Genomic DNA, 16,129 nt, shown 5'->3' with positions numbered 1-16,129 from the left:
ATCATCTGATATTCATAAGACAGTCATGCTCCCAGCATTTACGCAACTGATTCAATTCGTTAAGTCCATCAATCATCGGCAGGCGTGTCAACGTTGTGATGTTTAACCTGCCCAACCAGTCATTGATTTGGTTGAGATAAGGTGATGATCGAATAAAAGATCAAACCTCTCTTCGACAATTCGGCCTGCTAGCTCGATGGCATCAAAGATAAAAATGCCGTAAACCACTAAGTAACAAGTCAATACTCAAAGTATGCGCTGCAAGTCGTACTTTTGATAAGTCACTTTCCAAGAAGGCTAACCCGATGACATAAGACAATAAAACTAAACTAAAATCATGGTGTGCTGTGATGTGTGATGAACGTAGTTAGAAATCCGTCGCCTCTTAGTCGCTATTTTTAATTTTGCATTTTGGTTTTCTTTCTAAGTTTCTGAAAATTTACAACTAATTTTAAGAAAGGAGTCTTAGATATGTTCCAGTTTATGACCTCCACTCGAATTATTTTTGGTGAAGGTTCCCTAAAGTCCTCGCTTTCAATTCTCAATCAATATGGTTACAGCGTTTTACTTGTCTCTGGCCAAAGCTTAGTGAGAGCACAAGTTTTAGTTGATTACCTCAAATCTCAATCGATGCGCTATCAGCACGTTTCCGTTTCTGGTGAACCTAACATCGTTATGATTGAAGAAACCGCTTTAGTAGGGCGGAAGTTCAAACCAGATATGGTGGTTGCCATGGGAGGCGGAAGTGTTTTGGACATGGGGAAAGCATTGGCGGCTATTATTCCTAATCAAGGCGACGTCTATGACTATGTTGAAGTGGTAGGACGCAGTGTGCCCCTCAAGGCCAAACCGATTCCATTTATCGCGATTCCTACCACGGCTAGTACAGGCTCAGAAGTGACTCGAAACGCGGTTTTGCGTTCAGGTCAAGATCAAGTCAAAGTGAGTTTGCGAAGTCCTGAAATACTTGCGGATGTTGCAATCGTCGATCCGACGCTAACCTATGGCACTGATATTTATAAGTCAGGTAGAGGGGCGATGGATGCCTTTACACTATTAATGGAAGCTTATGTCTGTGGTGAACCAAACCCACTCACCGATATGATATGTGAGGAGGGGCTTCGTAGATTAAGCTCCTCGATTCTTTCTGGCTGTCTTGACGACAACCCGCAGGCCCGCGCTGATTTGTCTTTCGCTGCCTTGTTAGGTGGAATGGCGAGTTCGAATGCCAAGTTGGGAGCTGCCCATGGCCTAGCTTCGGCGCTTGGTGGCAAGCTGAGAGCGCCGTACAGTGTGATTAGTGCTCGTTTGGCACCACATGTGATGTCAGAAAACATCAAAGCTGCAAAAAGAATGGGTAGGCATGATGTCCTTGAACGCTACAGGAACATAGCCAGAATTCTGACAAGGCGAACCAATGCAAGACGCGAAGATGCGGTTCTTTGGGTTAATATGATGCTGGAGAAACTGCGCTTACCCATGCTAAACGAATTTGGTGTCTGCAGTACTTCATTTGAAGAAGTTGCATTAAATGCACTTAAGTCGGTAGCGATTAAAGGGAATCCTTTGCCTCTGACTCAAGATCGATTGATTTATATTCTTAAGCAAGTTTGTCGTTGTCAGAACGATTGCGCCCAGGAGAGTATTGCTCAAGTAGATGCGATTGCTCGTGTTATAGGTAGTAGCGATGAGCGCCCAGAAACGAAATTGCAAAGTTCTTAATTTGGTGAGTAAAAAAGGAGCCTGCGGCTCCTTTTTTAAAATTGGGATAGTTTGTCGTATCGAGAATCTTTTAGTGCGTCTTTTACGCGTTTCAAATTCTCTCTGAAGCCTGAGCCACGACGAAGTGTAAAACCTGTCGCTAGTACATCAATCACGGTCATCTGTACAACACGGCTTGCCATCGGCATGTATACATCCGTATCTTCGGGTACATCCAAGGAGATTGAAAGGGAACTAGCCTTATCCAGTGGAGAGTCTTTAGCGGTAATAGCAATAACCGTTGCACCATTTTCACGTGCTAAGTTTGCAATTTCTACCTGACTCTTAGTTCGGCCAGTATGAGAGATCAATACAATGACATCGTTGTCTGTACAGTTGATACAACTCATACGCTGCATAACTATATCTTCAAAACAGGTGATGGGAATATTGAAGCGAATAAATTTGTTTTGTGCGTCGCGAGCAACAGCAGATGAAGCACCAAGACCAAAAAACGAAATACGTTTCGCTTGGGTAAGCAAATCGACAGCACGGTTTATCTGCATTGAATCTAGACTATTTTTTGCCACATCGAGACAGGCCATAGTTGACTCAAAAATCTTGTGCGTATAAGCGTCAGGCCCATCGTCTTCTTCAACGTTACGGTTTACATAAGGTGTACCGTTTGCGAGGCTCTGTGCCAAGTGAAGTTTAAAGTCGGGGAAACCTTTGGTATCCAGACGCCGACAAAAACGGTTAACTGTTGGCTCACTGACATCCGCCATTTTGGCTAGAGTGGCAATGCTAGAGTGAATAGCAGTCTGAGGTGATGCCATAATAACTTCGGCAACTTTACGTTCAGATTTGCTGAAATTCTCTAGGTTTTTTTGAATTTTTTCTAATGTATTCATAGTGTTCACGTGGGGTATAGAGAACAACTCACTGGATATACCTGTTGGTTGAAAGGTTACAAGTCGTCACCTAAAGGCAATCACTATCCAGCGCCATGGCTCCAGTATAAACCTAAGAAAAAGGTTTCCAGTAATTTTTATACAGTTCAATTGGTGAGAATATGACAAGCCTCAAACTAACCTTTACCAAAACTACATAAATGATGGAAATATGCAAAGGTTCCCGAGAGTTTAGGCTATCAATGTTCGCCAAATTACAGCTTTTACGAAAGAAATTTTCAGATTTCTTTGATTTGTTGAGCTTTTGATTTGATTTTGGCCATCAGGTTCGGGGCTTGTTGAGCAATTTCTCTTTGCTCATCCAGAACCATACTCAAAATGTCTACCCCTGTCAGAGGATTAGCCAGCACAACTCGGAAAACTATCGTATTCAATCTGCCCCAGTGGTCAGGGTTTAATCGAGTTCGAGAAACAAAGGATTTACCTGTTTCCCGCTGTCGTTTCTGGATGAACTGAGTCAACTCATTCAGCAAGTCATTAAGTTCAGACTTTTGCTCAAGATTTGCTTTTTCTAGAGCATTGCGAATATCTGCAGGAATATAACGATAGGTGAGCAGACATAGCTCTGGCTCAGAAACCAATTCGAAATCATCCTGTTGCTTAATGAGATTGGCAAAGTACCTCGCTTTCTCGATACTTTGATCAATCAGCAATTCGTAACCCGGTCGGCTGATAATGTGCATCGCGGCATAAACCAACATCGCCATCCCAGATCGAGAACCTTCAAGTGTATGGCTGCCAAGATCCTTAGATCCCTTACGCAAAATATATTGCGCATGGTGTTCTATGGATTTCATTGCCTCTGGATCCTTGAACAGCACCATACCTGCACCCATAGGAATGTAGAGCTGCTTGTGAGCATCAATGGTGATGGAATCGGCAAGCTCTACGCCATCCAACAGGTGGCGATAATTGTTAGACATAAGCGTCGCACCGCCCCAAGCAGCATCAATGTGGAAATGACAGCTTTCACGCTGGCAAATAGCAGCAATATCTGCGATTGGGTCGATCGAGCCCGTTTCCGTCGTACCTGCAACACCAACCACTGCAAAAGGCTTGATGTTTTGTTGTTTTAGCTGAGATATTTTTTCCTGCAGCGCGTCAGGGCAAATACGGTTGTTGGCATCTGTTTTGATGGCGACTAGACCTTCCTGACCAATGCCAAGTACGTCAGCCGCTTTTTTTAAAGAATAATGACCGCGTTCCGATACCAAAACCGCTAAACCTTCGTAGCGGTAATGTTTCATCGCTTTGAACAGGCCTTCTTTCTCCACACCTTTAAAGTTGCCTTGAGCTCTCAGAGCATTGTTTCTTGCCACCCATAGAGCGGTGATGTTAGCGATGGTTCCCCCGGAGCAAAAAGCCCCAAGTGAATGATTTGCGCTGTGCATCCATTGAGAGTAAAACTCATCCTTTCGACCATAAACTAAACGATGAAGCATGCCGAGAACTTGGCGTTCAAGAGGAGTAAAGGCTTTAGATGTCTCGATTTTCACCAAGTTTTGGTTGAGCGCGATCATGATCTTTGAGAGCGGCATCAAGAAGTAGGGCAATGCTGATGTCATATGCCCAATAAAACTTGGTGCTGAGGTATGCACCGATTGGGAAACTAGAGTGTCAAGCAAGTGCTGGGTATGTTCGGATACGAACTCTGGCTGCTCAGGAAGCGTTGCGTTAGAGAAATCTTTCTCGATTTCCCTAAGTGGTTTTTCTTCCGCGACAATGTGTTCTCGCAAAAACTGATTCAGGTTTCGCGATAGCTTGTCTTCAATTTTGGTTAATGTTGAGTCTGGCCCTTCTGGGACTGTGAAGATTCGGAGTAAACTCTCGAAACTCACGTCAGCCGTCTTGTGTTCCGATACCATACAGCTACGTTGCTCTTATCTTTTTTGTTGCAGCGGGACAATCTAAACGAAAACGGGCGCAAAGTCCCGTCTTAATTGTTTGAACTTAGATACTGTGATTGGGGCATTACCGCTGAGCCAAAGGTCCAGCGGTAATGTGCACTATGTATCACATGAAATGGTTTCTAGATCTTTAATCGCTGCATTGTAGCGCTTGAGTGCGCCATCTATTTTAGTTGGATGACTCAATAGATCGGCAAATGCGGAGCGAAGGTCGTAGTTCTTGTCATGAGGTTTAGATTGACGATCACTGAAAGTAACTTGGGCTAATCTGCCCAATTCATCGCTGCGTGAAGACAAGGTTTTGATGTCTCTTTGCTCTAGCTGTAGCCAAGCCTCTACAGGTTGACTGGTTGCGATTTTAGATGGGTCGTTTTCAAGGTAATAGTGGACCGCAGCGCGATTCAACTCAAAATGGTTTTTTCGACCTTTCAGAAACCACTCGCTAACTTCTTTAAGATCAGGGTATTGCTCAGAAGTAAGCTTTGCGAGATCTTCGTACCAGTGTAGTGAAGCATCAACATAGGCGTCGTATTTCTTGGACAAACATGCATTATCAGCGGCAGCAACCATTGTCGAGGTCGCTCCCAGCAGCAATGCAAACAGTAGACGTGTCATAATGTTTCCTTTTGAAGAATAGTTATTATAACCTCATTAAATTAGCAAGAGCTAAATTATAATATGTGGTTGAGCCCTAATATAGTGAATCTGAAGATAAAATCATGCGATCTAGCCTACAAGAGAGACAAAGAAAAGCATCAATACGGGCACTAAAAGGCTTAATATAAATCCACTCACTATCGCAATTGGTACGCAACGTACCCCGCCAGTGGTTTGTATCACGGGTAACGTAAAGTCCATCGCCGTTGCACCAGCATAGCCAATCGCAGTACAGGGCTTAGTGCGGATAGCGAGTGGGATCAATACTAAGGCAACCAGTTCACGGAGTAGTTCAATCATAAATGAGGCTCCACCATAGACAGGGCCAAAAGCATCACCCATCAGAATTCCCGCTAAAGAATACCAGCCAAATCCCGATGCCATTGCCAAGCCACGGTAAAGATCGATGTCTAAAATCATGGCTGCAATAGCGCCGCCGAGCATCGATGTAGCAAGAATCAATAGGGCGATGATCATGCCATGCTTGTTCAGCAGTATTTGGCGAAGCGTGAGGCCACTGTTGCGTAGCTGAATTCCAATGAAAAATAGCAACACAAACAGAATCCACTCACTGGCTGTGTCTACCCAACTTAAATCAATAGGAAGCATCAAGCCCGCTATTAACCCGCCGCCAACAACCATGATCAGCTTGGCAGATTCCAAGGCCATACTAGATAAAGGCAGCTTGGTTTGCTTTGCGTCTGTTTCAATAGGCAGAAGTTTGTCGACAAATGGGAGCGCTGCTAAGTTACTCAAACTGATACAAACAAAGAAAATGGCGACATATTGAAGGATAAGTTGTAGGTTTTGGCCCAGATTATCGAGTGCAGCGAGGCTCAGCCCCATTAATGCCAGAATGACATAGATAAGGTTAGAAGTCGTGGCGTTAATTTTGGATAGAACCGATGGCTTGGAAATCGATATCATATACCCGACAACGAGCGGGGCAAAGATGAATATCATCCCTGAAAACATGTTGCTTCCTGTGTTCTGGTACGTATAGCGCTACAGTCCGCTTGCGCTAATTAAGTCACTGATCTGTGTATTGAACTCAATATCACTTAAATTACTGAGTTTGTACAGTATATCGGCGCCAGTTAGGTCAAATTCAACGGTGTGCTCGTCGATTTTGTCATCTTGTCTACGGAACATCAGAATATGATTGGCGATTCTAGCGATGTCGAGATAGCTGACATCAACACTCTGTCTTTGAGTGGCTTGATTGGTTGCTACTTCAAGAAAGTCGCTATCAAACCCCCAATGTTCAAGGACGAGTCGGCTCGCATTGGAGCATTGGTTGTTGAAAATTTGGAAAGCAATATCCTCATCGAGATAATTTCCTTGCTCAAGATACATGTAGTATTCGTTCACGATACAAAACAGGCCGATGTCGGCCAGTAGGCCTGTCAATAGGGCTTTGTCGGTTTCGAGATTACTGTATCTTGGGTCGTTTGCATCTTTGAAGCCTTTCACGACCATAACCATAGTGGCAGCCAGTTCTCGCGAATTGTAAGCACTGTTTATCAGCACTTCATTACAGCTACGGCTTAAGTTGACAGAGTGCTTAAGTTGCTCAATTGCCTGAGCGGTCACTATATCTCTGACTCGGAGAATGCCTAGGCGAGAAACCGCAGTGACTAGGTCAGTACAGGTGATGTTACGACGATTGAAGATCACAGAGTTCGCCACACGAATGACGATAGCAGCAAGGCCTGGGTCTTCAAGAAGACTATCCGCAACATCTAACACTGTGGTTGAGTCTTGGGTACATAATTTTTGGATTTTCAAAACGACATCGGAAATCGGTGGCAGAGTAATTTTGCCCGAGTTAATGGCGTATTCAACTAACGTTGAGAACTCAGACTCGATGCCTTTAACTAAAAGTTCGTTGTTTTCTGGAAGCCAATAAAAGGATAGATGGTTCATGCATGATCTGCTATAGATTCTACTGCTGACAGTTTAACTTCCCTTACTATTGCTATGCAAATTATTGATAAGTTAAATGCGAGTTCTTACTCGGTGTATTTTGGCTAGTTAAGTATGGAATTTTTGCATGTGTGATGTTAGTCCCGAATATCTATGAATTTAGTTTTGTTGGTGTGAGCTGTGCATAGACTTATTTTTTTGCGTTAACTATCATTTATTAGTCATTGCAGTCGGTATGCTGATAAAAATATAAACCGTAGTTTTTCCGGCTGATTGACATTTTTTCGCTTATAGCTGCTGCTATCTGGTGATCGAAAATAATCGGGGTTTTCTAGATTAGAAGGATCAATGGATATGACAGAGCAACAATTTATTAATTATGTCAACAAGTTTGGCAGTTTCCAAAGACGTTCAATGTTTGGCGGGACAGGTCTCTTCAAGCAAGAAGCTATGTTCGCGCTCATGAGTGCTGATAAAGTGTTTATTCGAGGTGGAGAGCATTTAGACGACAAATTGGCGACACTGGGTTGTATTAAGTACCGTCATGTGAAGAAACAGACAACAGCAACAGTCAATTACTACGATATTACTCGGCTAGTTGGTCAACAAGGTGAGTTATTGGATGAGATTGTAGAGCATTCTATTAAGTTTTCGGTTTCTCAACGATACCACAAGAAATCATCATCAAGTCGTCGTTTACGTGATCTACCCAACATGCAATTGACTTTAGAGCGTATGGTAAAGAAAGCGGGTGTCGATGATGTTGATACCTTTCTAAAGCTGGGTGCTCCGAAAGTCTTTTCAAGGGTTAAAGCCACTTATGGCAATGACGTTGACATCAAGCTGCTGTGGAAATTTGCGGGTGCTATTGATGGTGTACATTGGAAGTTAATTCAAGAGCCGCGTAAGCGCCAATTGTTGGCGAGCTGTATGTAAGGCTAAAGATTATAGCTTAAATTAAAAAAGCCGAGGTTGCCCCTCGGCTTTTTAGTATCTGGTGCTTTGTTAGAACTTAAAGCGAGTAGTGAACATTAACTGATCACCATAGAAGTCATTGATGCGTGCTTCACCACCAATAGAAAAGAGCTCAGTTGAATGGAAACGAACATACGCTGAACCAATCCAATCATCATTGTCTTCAATAGAGACATAACCGGCTTTACCACCTACTTCGAGCTGTGGACCTAACCATTGACGTACACCAAGGTTGAGTTCCATACCTGTATCGGTTCCTTTGCCATCTTTACCACCAAAATCAACTAGGCGGAACAACATTTCACCTGTGAAGTCAGCCCAGTTGTTAATTGGGGCATGGAAGCCAAAACCAGCTGCTGTGTCGTAGTCACCTTCGAACTCTGAGTCAACTCGACCAATAACGTGAGCGTTAGGGTGGATAGATTTGCTTACAGCTGCGCCAAAGGTTACAGGACTTGCACCAATACGAGCTTCTAAGTAATCGTAGCTGAAGTTACTCATTACGGTTGGGCTGTTTGGGTCGGTCTCTGCAAAAGTTTGACCAGATGCTAGCACTAGTGCTGCAGCTAAGATTGTTTTACGCATACGAAAGAAAAACCTATTGTTGTTAATTTCCTTGGTTAGGTGCGACGGAGCGCTGCCATATTGGGATATCATAATGCATTGCCGTCGTCCTACACTACCAAAAATGCCATTGTTTTGTCGCTATTTACATATTTAAGCAATCAATATGCCAAAATACACATGATTTAGTGATCTATTCTCCAAAATTGACTCGGTTTTTTGCGACAGCATCTAAGATTTTTTCTGTATCGAGAATGGCGGCCCAAGGCATTAAATCAGCGTTGTTCTCTACCATGTACAGGGTAAGCTGCTTTTTGATGACATCACGTAAGCTCTCTCCTTGCCAAGGTTTGGCTATGTAAAAGTGGAGGCTAGAGTGATTCACAGCTTCTACCGTATCTTCCAATCCAGCTTGGCCAGTTAATAACACCTTTCGAGCTGGTTGAGTTGAAGGGCTATCGTTCAGCTCGATCAAAAAGCTGATACCGGTTTGTTCTGGCATGACGTGGTCACAAAGAATGAGTGCGAGCTGTCCGCCTTCTTGCTCTATTTCTTCGATAATTGATTTTGCTTCGCTAACCGATTCTGCGGCTTCGAGTATGAAGTGCTCTTCAAAGCAGTGAAGGTCTTGAATAACGCTATCTAGTACTTCTCGCTCATCATCGACACATAAGATTAGATATTTAGTCATGTTTTTTCCTCATGATGATTGCTGCGTTTTAAAGGGTAACCAAACGGACATCCGCGTATACTTTCCTGCTTGAGACTGAACGTCAATTCGGCCTCCGTGGTGGTGCACTATTTGCTCGCTAATCGATAAACCGATACCTAATCCGAAGTTCCCTTCCTTTTTGGTGGTAAAATTGAGGGTAAAAATTTGACGCTGTAGGTGTTTTGGTATGCCTATCCCATTGTCTTGAAATGAGACCACCAACCATTTTTTTCCGTGCAAGCATCGAGTTTCCGAGCGGATTTGTAGCTTCCCCTTGTCTGGTAGTGCATCAATAGCGTTGGAAATCAGGTTAGTCCAGACTTGCTGGAGGGCTGTAGGCATACAGAGTATTGGTGGTATTTCACAATACTCTTTTTCTACCCTATGCATCTTTAATTTGTTCTCGAAGATCACGAGAGTATCTTCGATACCTTCATGGATATCGGATAAACGAAAGGTTTCATCGTCGGGGCGTGCGTAACCTTTTAGACTTTTGACCATATCAGCAATACGCAGGGCACAAACATTGATAGATCGTAACGTAGCGCCTGCTAAGTAATATTTTTCGAGAGCCGCCAGCTCTTCAAGCGCTTTTGTCGGGGTGTGACTAAGATGGGTTAGCCATCTTTGGTTCTCTTCTAACCCAAGCTTCACGAGTTTTTTAGCAATACGCCGGTCTCCAACCTGAGATTCAATGCTTCTTGCCAATTGACGTTCTTCTGAAGTCGACCTTGGCTTCGATGTGAGCGAATCTGAGAAAATCTTGGCTCCTAACTCAGTCAACGGTTGGTACTTATTGTCGTCGACTAGCGTTTTAATGGTAGTCGTCATGGTCTCCGTACCGCGCAAAATAGCCGCTATCGGGTTATTGAGCTCATGGGCAACCCCCGCCACTAGTTGGCCTAGCATGGCCATCTTTTCCCTTTCGAGCAATTGCTGATGCGCGGATTTAAGTGACTCAAGGGTTTTCTGCAGTTCAAGCTTTGTATTGATACTACGTTGCAAGCGGCGATTAAAATGTCGCAAAAGAAGGTTGGTAAAGAGTGGCAGCAATGCCGTATTTGAATGCATGACTTTTGCGAACACATCTCTATCGAGTTTAATAACTTCGGTCTTTTTCAACGTGATGGCAGTAGAAAAAGAGGGCTCGCCTGTCACAAATGACATCCCGCCAACTAGATTACCTTTTGTATGACGAACGACTTCCCGTTGTACACCCTGGTCATCTTTCTTATACAGAGCGACTTCGCCTTGAGTGATGAACCAAAGGAATCGATTTTCTTCGCCTTCTTCGGTGAGCAAGTGTTGTGACGAGTATGTCCTACATGCACAAGTATCATCAGTATCTAAAAAAAACTCATAAAGAGCAGAGATAACTTGTTCTGCCAAATCTTGGTCTGACAAGGTGTGTTGGTCTGTGATGAAACCTTCTCGATAGCTGCGCATCTGTAGTTCAATATGTGATCGAAGCAAGCGCTGCTGGTCGAGGGTCTCACTGTAGGCGAGCAGATTGTCTTTGTCGTTTTCTAGAACGAATGTCGTCAGTTCTTTTTTAACAGTGGTATACACCAAGTTATCTTGCAGTGGTTTGGTCAAACAATGATCGAGCCGCCCTTCATTGACAGCGGACAGGATTGCTTGGATGTCTTGTCCGCAACTGAGTAAGATTTTACGAGCGCTTTTTGTGTGAGGGTTTTTATCGAGCTGAACCAAGAAATCGGCGCCGTTAAAGTTTTCATGATGGCTAGCGAGAACGAGTGCCACGGGTTGTTGGCTCTCTTGGCAATAATCAAGCACCGCATGAGCATCTTGAAGTGTGTCAGCGGTATGAACATCGAACCTAGCAGAAAATTGACCGAGCTCTCGTCGTAGTTGCTCTATGCTGATAGGATTGTTGTCTAAACAAAGTAAGGCGTAATGATTCACGATTTCCGTTTGCCTCTTTCTTAACCCACTGATCTGATTTCACTCTAACAAGGAATTGTCAGATTGACTGAGACACAGGTTTTAGATTCCCCTATGATTTGTTAATAAAGCCAATAGTCTGATTTAACTCAATGTTTTTTGGTGTAAACTGCAATAAATACCTAAGTGAAGATAAATACATGCATCAGTTGAAAAAATACGGCGCTATTGGTGGCGCCATCTCTCTGGCTTTTTGTTGGCCGTTGGCTGTTGGCCAAATTGGGCATCACGTTATTAGTGATGGTATTGCCCATCTTAATAGTGGCTCTTTGAAAGCTGAAATCGTTTCCTACGAACGTGGTTACCTTTCATCTGAGGTGCAAACTCGATACACCGTTGCGGACCCCGAACTTGCTAGCCAACTTGAAATTGACGGTCTGCCTGCTGAATTTTTGGTCAACAGTCATGTCAGTCATGGATTGATTAGTCTGAAAGCGACGTCGACCTTAGACAATGTCGAAACTTTCCCTCTAACATTAACAACGATAACTCAGTTAAACGGAAATACTGACTACACACTAGCGATGGATAATTGGCATCAATCGATGGAAGGTGATGGCGGCGCAATGGTGTCTGTTACGCCTTCTACATTGAAAGGCCACGTTACTGTGCTTGGTGAAGTAAGCTATGACCTTAATATTCCCTCAGTTGAGATTGATTTTAATACTGGCGAGAAGATGCTGCTTTCCAATATGACTGGCTCAGGTCAGGGAAGGAAGCAAAACAGCTTCTGGCTGGGGGAGCAGGAAATCAATATTGCAGATATGTCAGTATTCGATTCAGGTCAAACCCCACTTTTTACAATGAAAAGCGGACAGTACAAATTTTCTTCTTCTCTTGATGATGCTTCAAAACGTGTGAATAGTCAGCATGTTGTGAGTGCGAGTAAACTACTTATGCCGGAAGGTGAAGCAGACAATCTCATTGTGGATCTAGAATTTGGTGATTTAGACAGTCACTCTTTTGAACAGTTGGTGAATATGTATCAGAACAACCCAGTTCTGACGGCGGCTGACGTCCAAGCTGCGATTCCTGATGTTGAGACATTGTTTTCGAAAGGTTTCTATCTTTCAATGAACAAGATGGCGGTCACTTTGGATGAGAATGGTCAATTTGAGAGTACATGGAAAATTACCGTGCCAGAAGGAACCAGCAACGTCACACAAAATCCAGCTATGATTCTACCTGCATTGACGGGTAACCTTGACACCTTTTTTTCTAACGGCTTAGTTGAACAGTACCCGTTTATCAAACAAGGTATCGATGAAGCAATGGCGATGGAGTTTATTAGCCAAGATGACAAAGGCTATCAAATTCGTGCCGAATTAAAAGATGGCAATCTGGTCTTTGAAAATGGTCAGAAGATTCCCTTGATGGCAATCTTGCTTCCTGCAATGATGCAACCATAAGTGAGTTTTTCTAACACTGACATGAAAAAGAGGTCTTAAGACCTCTTTTGTTGCTTTTTATACGTACGAAAACGTGTTATTAATCCTGTCAATCTCTATTGAAGTGTGAGCAAGGAAACTCGAAATGGACAATGTTTATAACTTTAGTGCAGGGCCTGCAGGTCTGCCTAGAGCTGTAATGGAAAAAGCACAGGCTGAATTCATTGAGTGGAATGGGCTAGGTACATCCGTGATGGAAATTAGCCATAGAAGCAAAGAATTCATCAAGGTAGCGGAAGAGGCTGAACAAGATCTTCGTGAGTTGCTCAATATTCCAGATAACTATAAGGTTTTGTTTTGTCAGGGTGGGGCACGTGCTCAATTTGCGGCTGTTCCTCTGAACCTGTTAGGCCAAGCGACAAAAGCAACATATATCGACGCAGGCTATTGGGCTGAGAGCGCAATCAAAGAAGCCCGAAAATATTGCGAAGTAGATGTTTTCAGTGCAAAAATCACAAAAGATGGCCAATTAGCGGTCGCAGACACGTCGGATTGGAAGATTGACCCTCAAGCGGCTTATGTACATTTTTGCCCAAACGAAACCATCGATGGTGTTGAAATCTCCGACTTGCCAAAGACTGACAAACCCATCGTCGCAGATATGTCTTCCAACATCCTTTCACGAGAGATAGACGTTTCTCAATATGGCGTTATTTACGCCGGTGCGCAAAAGAACATTGGTCCAGCTGGGATTTGTATCGCCATCGTCCGTGATGACTTGCTCGATCTTGCACATGAGCTTCTACCAAGTTTTATAAATTACAAAACTTTGGCAGAAAAAGACTCTATGTTCAACACGCCCCCGACTTTCGCATGGTACTTGTCAGGCTTGGTGTTCAAGTGGTTGAAAGATCAAGGCGGGGTTGCCTCTATCGAGCAGGTTAATCGCGAGAAAGCAGCGATGCTTTACGACTACATCGATAGCTCTGATTTTTATGAGAACAATGTACATCAACAGAACCGTTCACGTATGAACGTACCTTTTCAGTTGGCTAAGCCAGAGTTAGATGCGTTGTTCATCGAGCAGGCAGAGCAACAAGGGCTGGTGTCGTTGAAAGGCCATCGCGCTGTTGGTGGTATGCGTGCTTCCATTTACAATGCAATGCCTGTAGAAGGTGTAAAAGCTCTGGTTGAATTTATGAAGGAATTTGAAGCGTCAAACGCGTAATCCGGAGATAGAAAGTAAAAGGCTTAGCCAGTGAGGCTAAGCTTTTATATTTTCTAAAGCCTGAACCGTGCGACAACTTGCTCCAACTCTTCTACTTTTCGATAAAGTTGGCTAACTGCCTGAGCGCCATCTTGAGTGGTACGTACTGAGTTGTCGGCAATTTGGCTTATCGTATTGATATCACGTGACATTTCCTGTGCAGCAGTGGCTTGTTCGTTACCTGCTGTCGCGATCATATCGATCATCTTGTTGACGTCTTGAGCACGTGACACAATTTGCGTCAGGGCATCACCGGCAGAATTAGACTGGGTCACGCCTTCTGCGACCAAGTGAGTTCCTTCACTCATGCGCTCAACAGCTTGACGAGTTTCATTTTGAATTGAGCTGATCAAACCGCCAACTTCTTCTGTCGCTTTTGAGGTTCTCTCCGCTAAACTTCGAACCTCATCAGCAACGACGGCAAATCCTCGACCAAGTTCACCAGCTCGTGCCGCTTCAATGGCTGCATTGAGCGCGAGCAAGTTGGTTTGTTCGGCGATGTCATTGATGACTTTGATTACGTTACCGATCTCTTCTCCGCGTTTACCTAAACTGTCGACCGTTTCCGCCGTTTCGTTAACAACTTCGGCGATCCTATTCATGCCAGTTACGGTCTCTTGCATCAACCTACCACCGTTGGTCGCTTCTTCGCCAGCTTGACGCGAACTTTCAGCCGCGTCAGTACTTTGATCAGCGACCCGATTGACAGTGACAGTCATCTCTTCAACGGCGCTAGCGATCAGTGTGGCTTTGTCTGCTTGTTCTTCAATACCAGAAGCGACAAGTTTACTCGTGTCCTCGACCATTTGTGTGTTACTGGCAACTTCGGAGGCAACACTCGTGATGTTAGATAACACACTTCTAAGCGATTGCTGCATAGCGTCAATGGCTCGCGCAAGTTCGCCCAATTCGTCTTTATTGGTTTCGTTGATTGGCGGCTCTGATAGATCACCATCGGCGATGGATTTTGCTTTTGCAGCAATCACTTCCAGTCTTTGACGGATCATGTTCGATAGGCCCCAAGCTACGACAACGCTGACCACCAACACCACTATGACGTTTACGGTTAGCCATAGGATGATGGTCGACATGTTGTCATTCAATTCTGCTAGCGCTGCAATCGAGTCGCTGGTTTCTTCGGTGGCGGATGTATTTAGCAAGGTTTCAAGCGGCAAAATAATGGATTGTTTTAGTTGACCCACCAATGCGTTTGCTGATTGTTTTCCTGAAGGATCATAGCCATCAAACACTTCTTGTGCGATACGGATAATATCGTAGTAATACTGCTCCACCTCATCGATTTGACTGGACGCTTGAGGATCTGGCTCTAAAGGACGAAGCTTATCTAGATAATCGGCAAAGGCACCGGCATCGTTATTAAATGTTTCACGGGCGGTTGGATCACCCATAATATAGGCATTGAGCGTAGCGATCATATCGCCAGCTTCGTCAACAAGCTCAAGATAATAACGGATACTGGGCAAATCCTGATTGAGAGAACGGCTTAGGTTGGTGCTTTTGTAAGCTTCGGTAAAACGTTTATCTGCCAACTTATCGAGTAGCTCTTCTAATGGAGCACCGACGTCTTTAGTCAGTCGGTTTATTTTCTGGATCGCTTGTTGTTCATCGGCAGGGTTGTATTTAGTGAAAACGTCTTGATTGACTTGGTCTATGTATTGATTCGCTAAGCCTATGATGCGATCCATTTTATTTATATCAGACGCTTTGGCTGATTCTAGAGAGCGCAATTGCGAATAGTGTTTCTGGAATTCATTAGCATTCGCTTCAAAAGCATTGCGTTGTCCTGCATCGCCATTTAGATATTCCAGAGCGTTAGTTTGTAGGTTCCCAATGGCATCCAGTACGTTGAAATAGGCCAACACGCCGGGTACGTCATCAGACTCTATTTCCTGTGAAACGGTGGCAGATTTGTTAACAAGAGACCAAACGATGAAAGCTAAAATCAGAGTGGTGATGATGATTATAGAGAAGCCCATATAAAGGGCATGGGACAGACGAACATTCATCTCGATCTCTCCATCGGGAGTTGGATTTCAATGAACTAAGTATGGAGCCTATGAACCAAGGCGCAAATA

At 43.9% G+C, this 16,129-nt stretch carries 13 protein-coding genes; 4 read left to right on the top strand and 9 right to left on the bottom strand.

Annotated elements, in window-relative coordinates; all coding sequences use genetic code 11:
* Positions 1–471: 471 nt before the first annotated feature.
* On the top strand, positions 472–1,722 hold the full coding sequence (locus KW548_12705; GenBank protein ID QXX05989.1) for an iron-containing alcohol dehydrogenase: 1,251 nt from the start codon (positions 472–474) through the stop codon (positions 1,720–1,722).
* A gap of 35 nt (positions 1,723–1,757) precedes the next feature.
* On the opposite strand, the gene KW548_12700 is transcribed toward KW548_12705, so the two are convergent.
* The 5 genes from KW548_12700 to KW548_12680 all read right to left on the bottom strand — a co-directional run bounded on the left by KW548_12700 (position 1,758) and on the right by KW548_12680 (position 7,162).
* Positions 1,758–2,612: a MurR/RpiR family transcriptional regulator gene (locus KW548_12700; GenBank protein QXX05988.1), complete on the bottom strand. Its 855-nt coding sequence runs from the start codon at positions 2,610–2,612 to the stop codon at positions 1,758–1,760.
* A 278-nt stretch (positions 2,613–2,890) separates the two neighbouring features.
* Positions 2,891–4,537: a putative pyridoxal-dependent aspartate 1-decarboxylase gene (gene panP, locus KW548_12695; protein ID QXX05987.1), complete on the bottom strand. Its 1,647-nt coding sequence runs from the start codon at positions 4,535–4,537 to the stop codon at positions 2,891–2,893.
* A gap of 141 nt (positions 4,538–4,678) precedes the next feature.
* Complete coding sequence (locus tag KW548_12690) at positions 4,679–5,194, bottom strand: hypothetical protein (GenBank protein ID QXX05986.1); 516 nt, start codon at positions 5,192–5,194, stop codon at positions 4,679–4,681.
* Between the two features lie 111 nt (positions 5,195–5,305).
* A complete protein-coding gene (locus tag KW548_12685) occupies positions 5,306–6,211 on the bottom strand; it encodes a lysine exporter LysO family protein (GenBank protein ID QXX05985.1) in 906 nt (301 codons plus the stop codon).
* 30 nt (positions 6,212–6,241) lie between these two features.
* Positions 6,242–7,162 (bottom strand): HDOD domain-containing protein, encoded by a 921-nt coding sequence (locus KW548_12680; GenBank protein QXX05984.1) that lies wholly within the window; start codon positions 7,160–7,162, stop codon positions 6,242–6,244.
* A gap of 348 nt (positions 7,163–7,510) precedes the next feature.
* Between KW548_12680 and KW548_12675 the strand changes: the two genes are divergently transcribed.
* Entirely contained in the window at positions 7,511–8,098 is a 588-nt protein-coding gene (locus KW548_12675) for a TfoX/Sxy family DNA transformation protein (protein QXX05983.1), read from the top strand.
* A gap of 69 nt (positions 8,099–8,167) precedes the next feature.
* On the opposite strand, the gene KW548_12670 is transcribed toward KW548_12675, so the two are convergent.
* From KW548_12670 to KW548_12660, 3 genes are all read right to left on the bottom strand, one after another.
* A complete protein-coding gene (locus KW548_12670; GenBank protein ID QXX05982.1) occupies positions 8,168–8,722 on the bottom strand; it encodes a hypothetical protein in 555 nt (184 codons plus the stop codon).
* 172 nt (positions 8,723–8,894) lie between these two features.
* Positions 8,895–9,392: a response regulator gene (locus KW548_12665; GenBank protein ID QXX05981.1), complete on the bottom strand. Its 498-nt coding sequence runs from the start codon at positions 9,390–9,392 to the stop codon at positions 8,895–8,897.
* A gap of 9 nt (positions 9,393–9,401) precedes the next feature.
* Positions 9,402–11,339 carry a cyclic nucleotide-binding domain-containing protein gene (locus KW548_12660; protein ID QXX05980.1) on the bottom strand — a complete coding sequence of 646 codons (1,938 nt, stop codon included), beginning with the start codon at positions 11,337–11,339 and terminating at the stop codon, positions 9,402–9,404.
* A 179-nt stretch (positions 11,340–11,518) separates the two neighbouring features.
* Between KW548_12660 and KW548_12655 the strand changes: the two genes are divergently transcribed.
* On the top strand, positions 11,519–12,787 hold the full coding sequence (locus tag KW548_12655; GenBank protein QXX05979.1) for a DUF945 family protein: 1,269 nt from the start codon (positions 11,519–11,521) through the stop codon (positions 12,785–12,787).
* 124 nt (positions 12,788–12,911) lie between these two features.
* Complete coding sequence (gene serC / locus KW548_12650; protein ID QXX05978.1) at positions 12,912–13,994, top strand: 3-phosphoserine/phosphohydroxythreonine transaminase; 1,083 nt, start codon at positions 12,912–12,914, stop codon at positions 13,992–13,994.
* A 53-nt stretch (positions 13,995–14,047) separates the two neighbouring features.
* On the opposite strand, the gene KW548_12645 is transcribed toward serC, so the two are convergent.
* The gene (locus tag KW548_12645; GenBank protein QXX05977.1) at positions 14,048–16,060 is read right to left on the bottom strand and encodes a methyl-accepting chemotaxis protein; all 2,013 of its coding nucleotides are present in this window, start codon (positions 16,058–16,060) and stop codon (positions 14,048–14,050) included.
* Positions 16,061–16,129 lie beyond the last annotated feature (69 nt).

This window comes from Vibrio neptunius (genome assembly GCA_019339365.1).
In the GTDB taxonomy this organism is placed as follows: Bacteria; Pseudomonadota; Gammaproteobacteria; order Enterobacterales; family Vibrionaceae; genus Vibrio; species Vibrio neptunius.
Note: the sequence above shows the minus strand (reverse complement) of the source record. Positions and strands in the feature narration are given on the sequence as shown.

What these genes read in the sequence shown, in the direction of transcription:
- KW548_12665 (QXX05981.1), bottom strand. Translation starts at nt 9,392, where the DNA reads ATGACTAAATATCTAATCTTATGTGTCGATGATGAGCGAGAAGTACTA.
- KW548_12685 (QXX05985.1), bottom strand. Translation starts at nt 6,211, where the DNA reads ATGTTTTCAGGGATGATATTCATCTTTGCCCCGCTCGTTGTCGGGTAT.
- KW548_12680 (QXX05984.1), bottom strand. Translation starts at nt 7,162, where the DNA reads ATGAACCATCTATCCTTTTATTGGCTTCCAGAAAACAACGAACTTTTA.
- KW548_12690 (QXX05986.1), bottom strand. Translation starts at nt 5,194, where the DNA reads ATGACACGTCTACTGTTTGCATTGCTGCTGGGAGCGACCTCGACAATG.
- KW548_12705 (QXX05989.1), top strand. Translation starts at nt 472, where the DNA reads ATGTTCCAGTTTATGACCTCCACTCGAATTATTTTTGGTGAAGGTTCC.
- KW548_12675 (QXX05983.1), top strand. Translation starts at nt 7,511, where the DNA reads ATGGATATGACAGAGCAACAATTTATTAATTATGTCAACAAGTTTGGC.
- KW548_12670 (QXX05982.1), bottom strand. Translation starts at nt 8,722, where the DNA reads ATGCGTAAAACAATCTTAGCTGCAGCACTAGTGCTAGCATCTGGTCAA.
- serC (QXX05978.1), top strand. Translation starts at nt 12,912, where the DNA reads ATGGACAATGTTTATAACTTTAGTGCAGGGCCTGCAGGTCTGCCTAGA.
- KW548_12700 (QXX05988.1), bottom strand. Translation starts at nt 2,612, where the DNA reads ATGAATACATTAGAAAAAATTCAAAAAAACCTAGAGAATTTCAGCAAA.
- panP (QXX05987.1), bottom strand. Translation starts at nt 4,537, where the DNA reads ATGGTATCGGAACACAAGACGGCTGACGTGAGTTTCGAGAGTTTACTC.
- KW548_12645 (QXX05977.1), bottom strand. Translation starts at nt 16,060, where the DNA reads ATGAATGTTCGTCTGTCCCATGCCCTTTATATGGGCTTCTCTATAATC.
- KW548_12655 (QXX05979.1), top strand. Translation starts at nt 11,519, where the DNA reads ATGCATCAGTTGAAAAAATACGGCGCTATTGGTGGCGCCATCTCTCTG.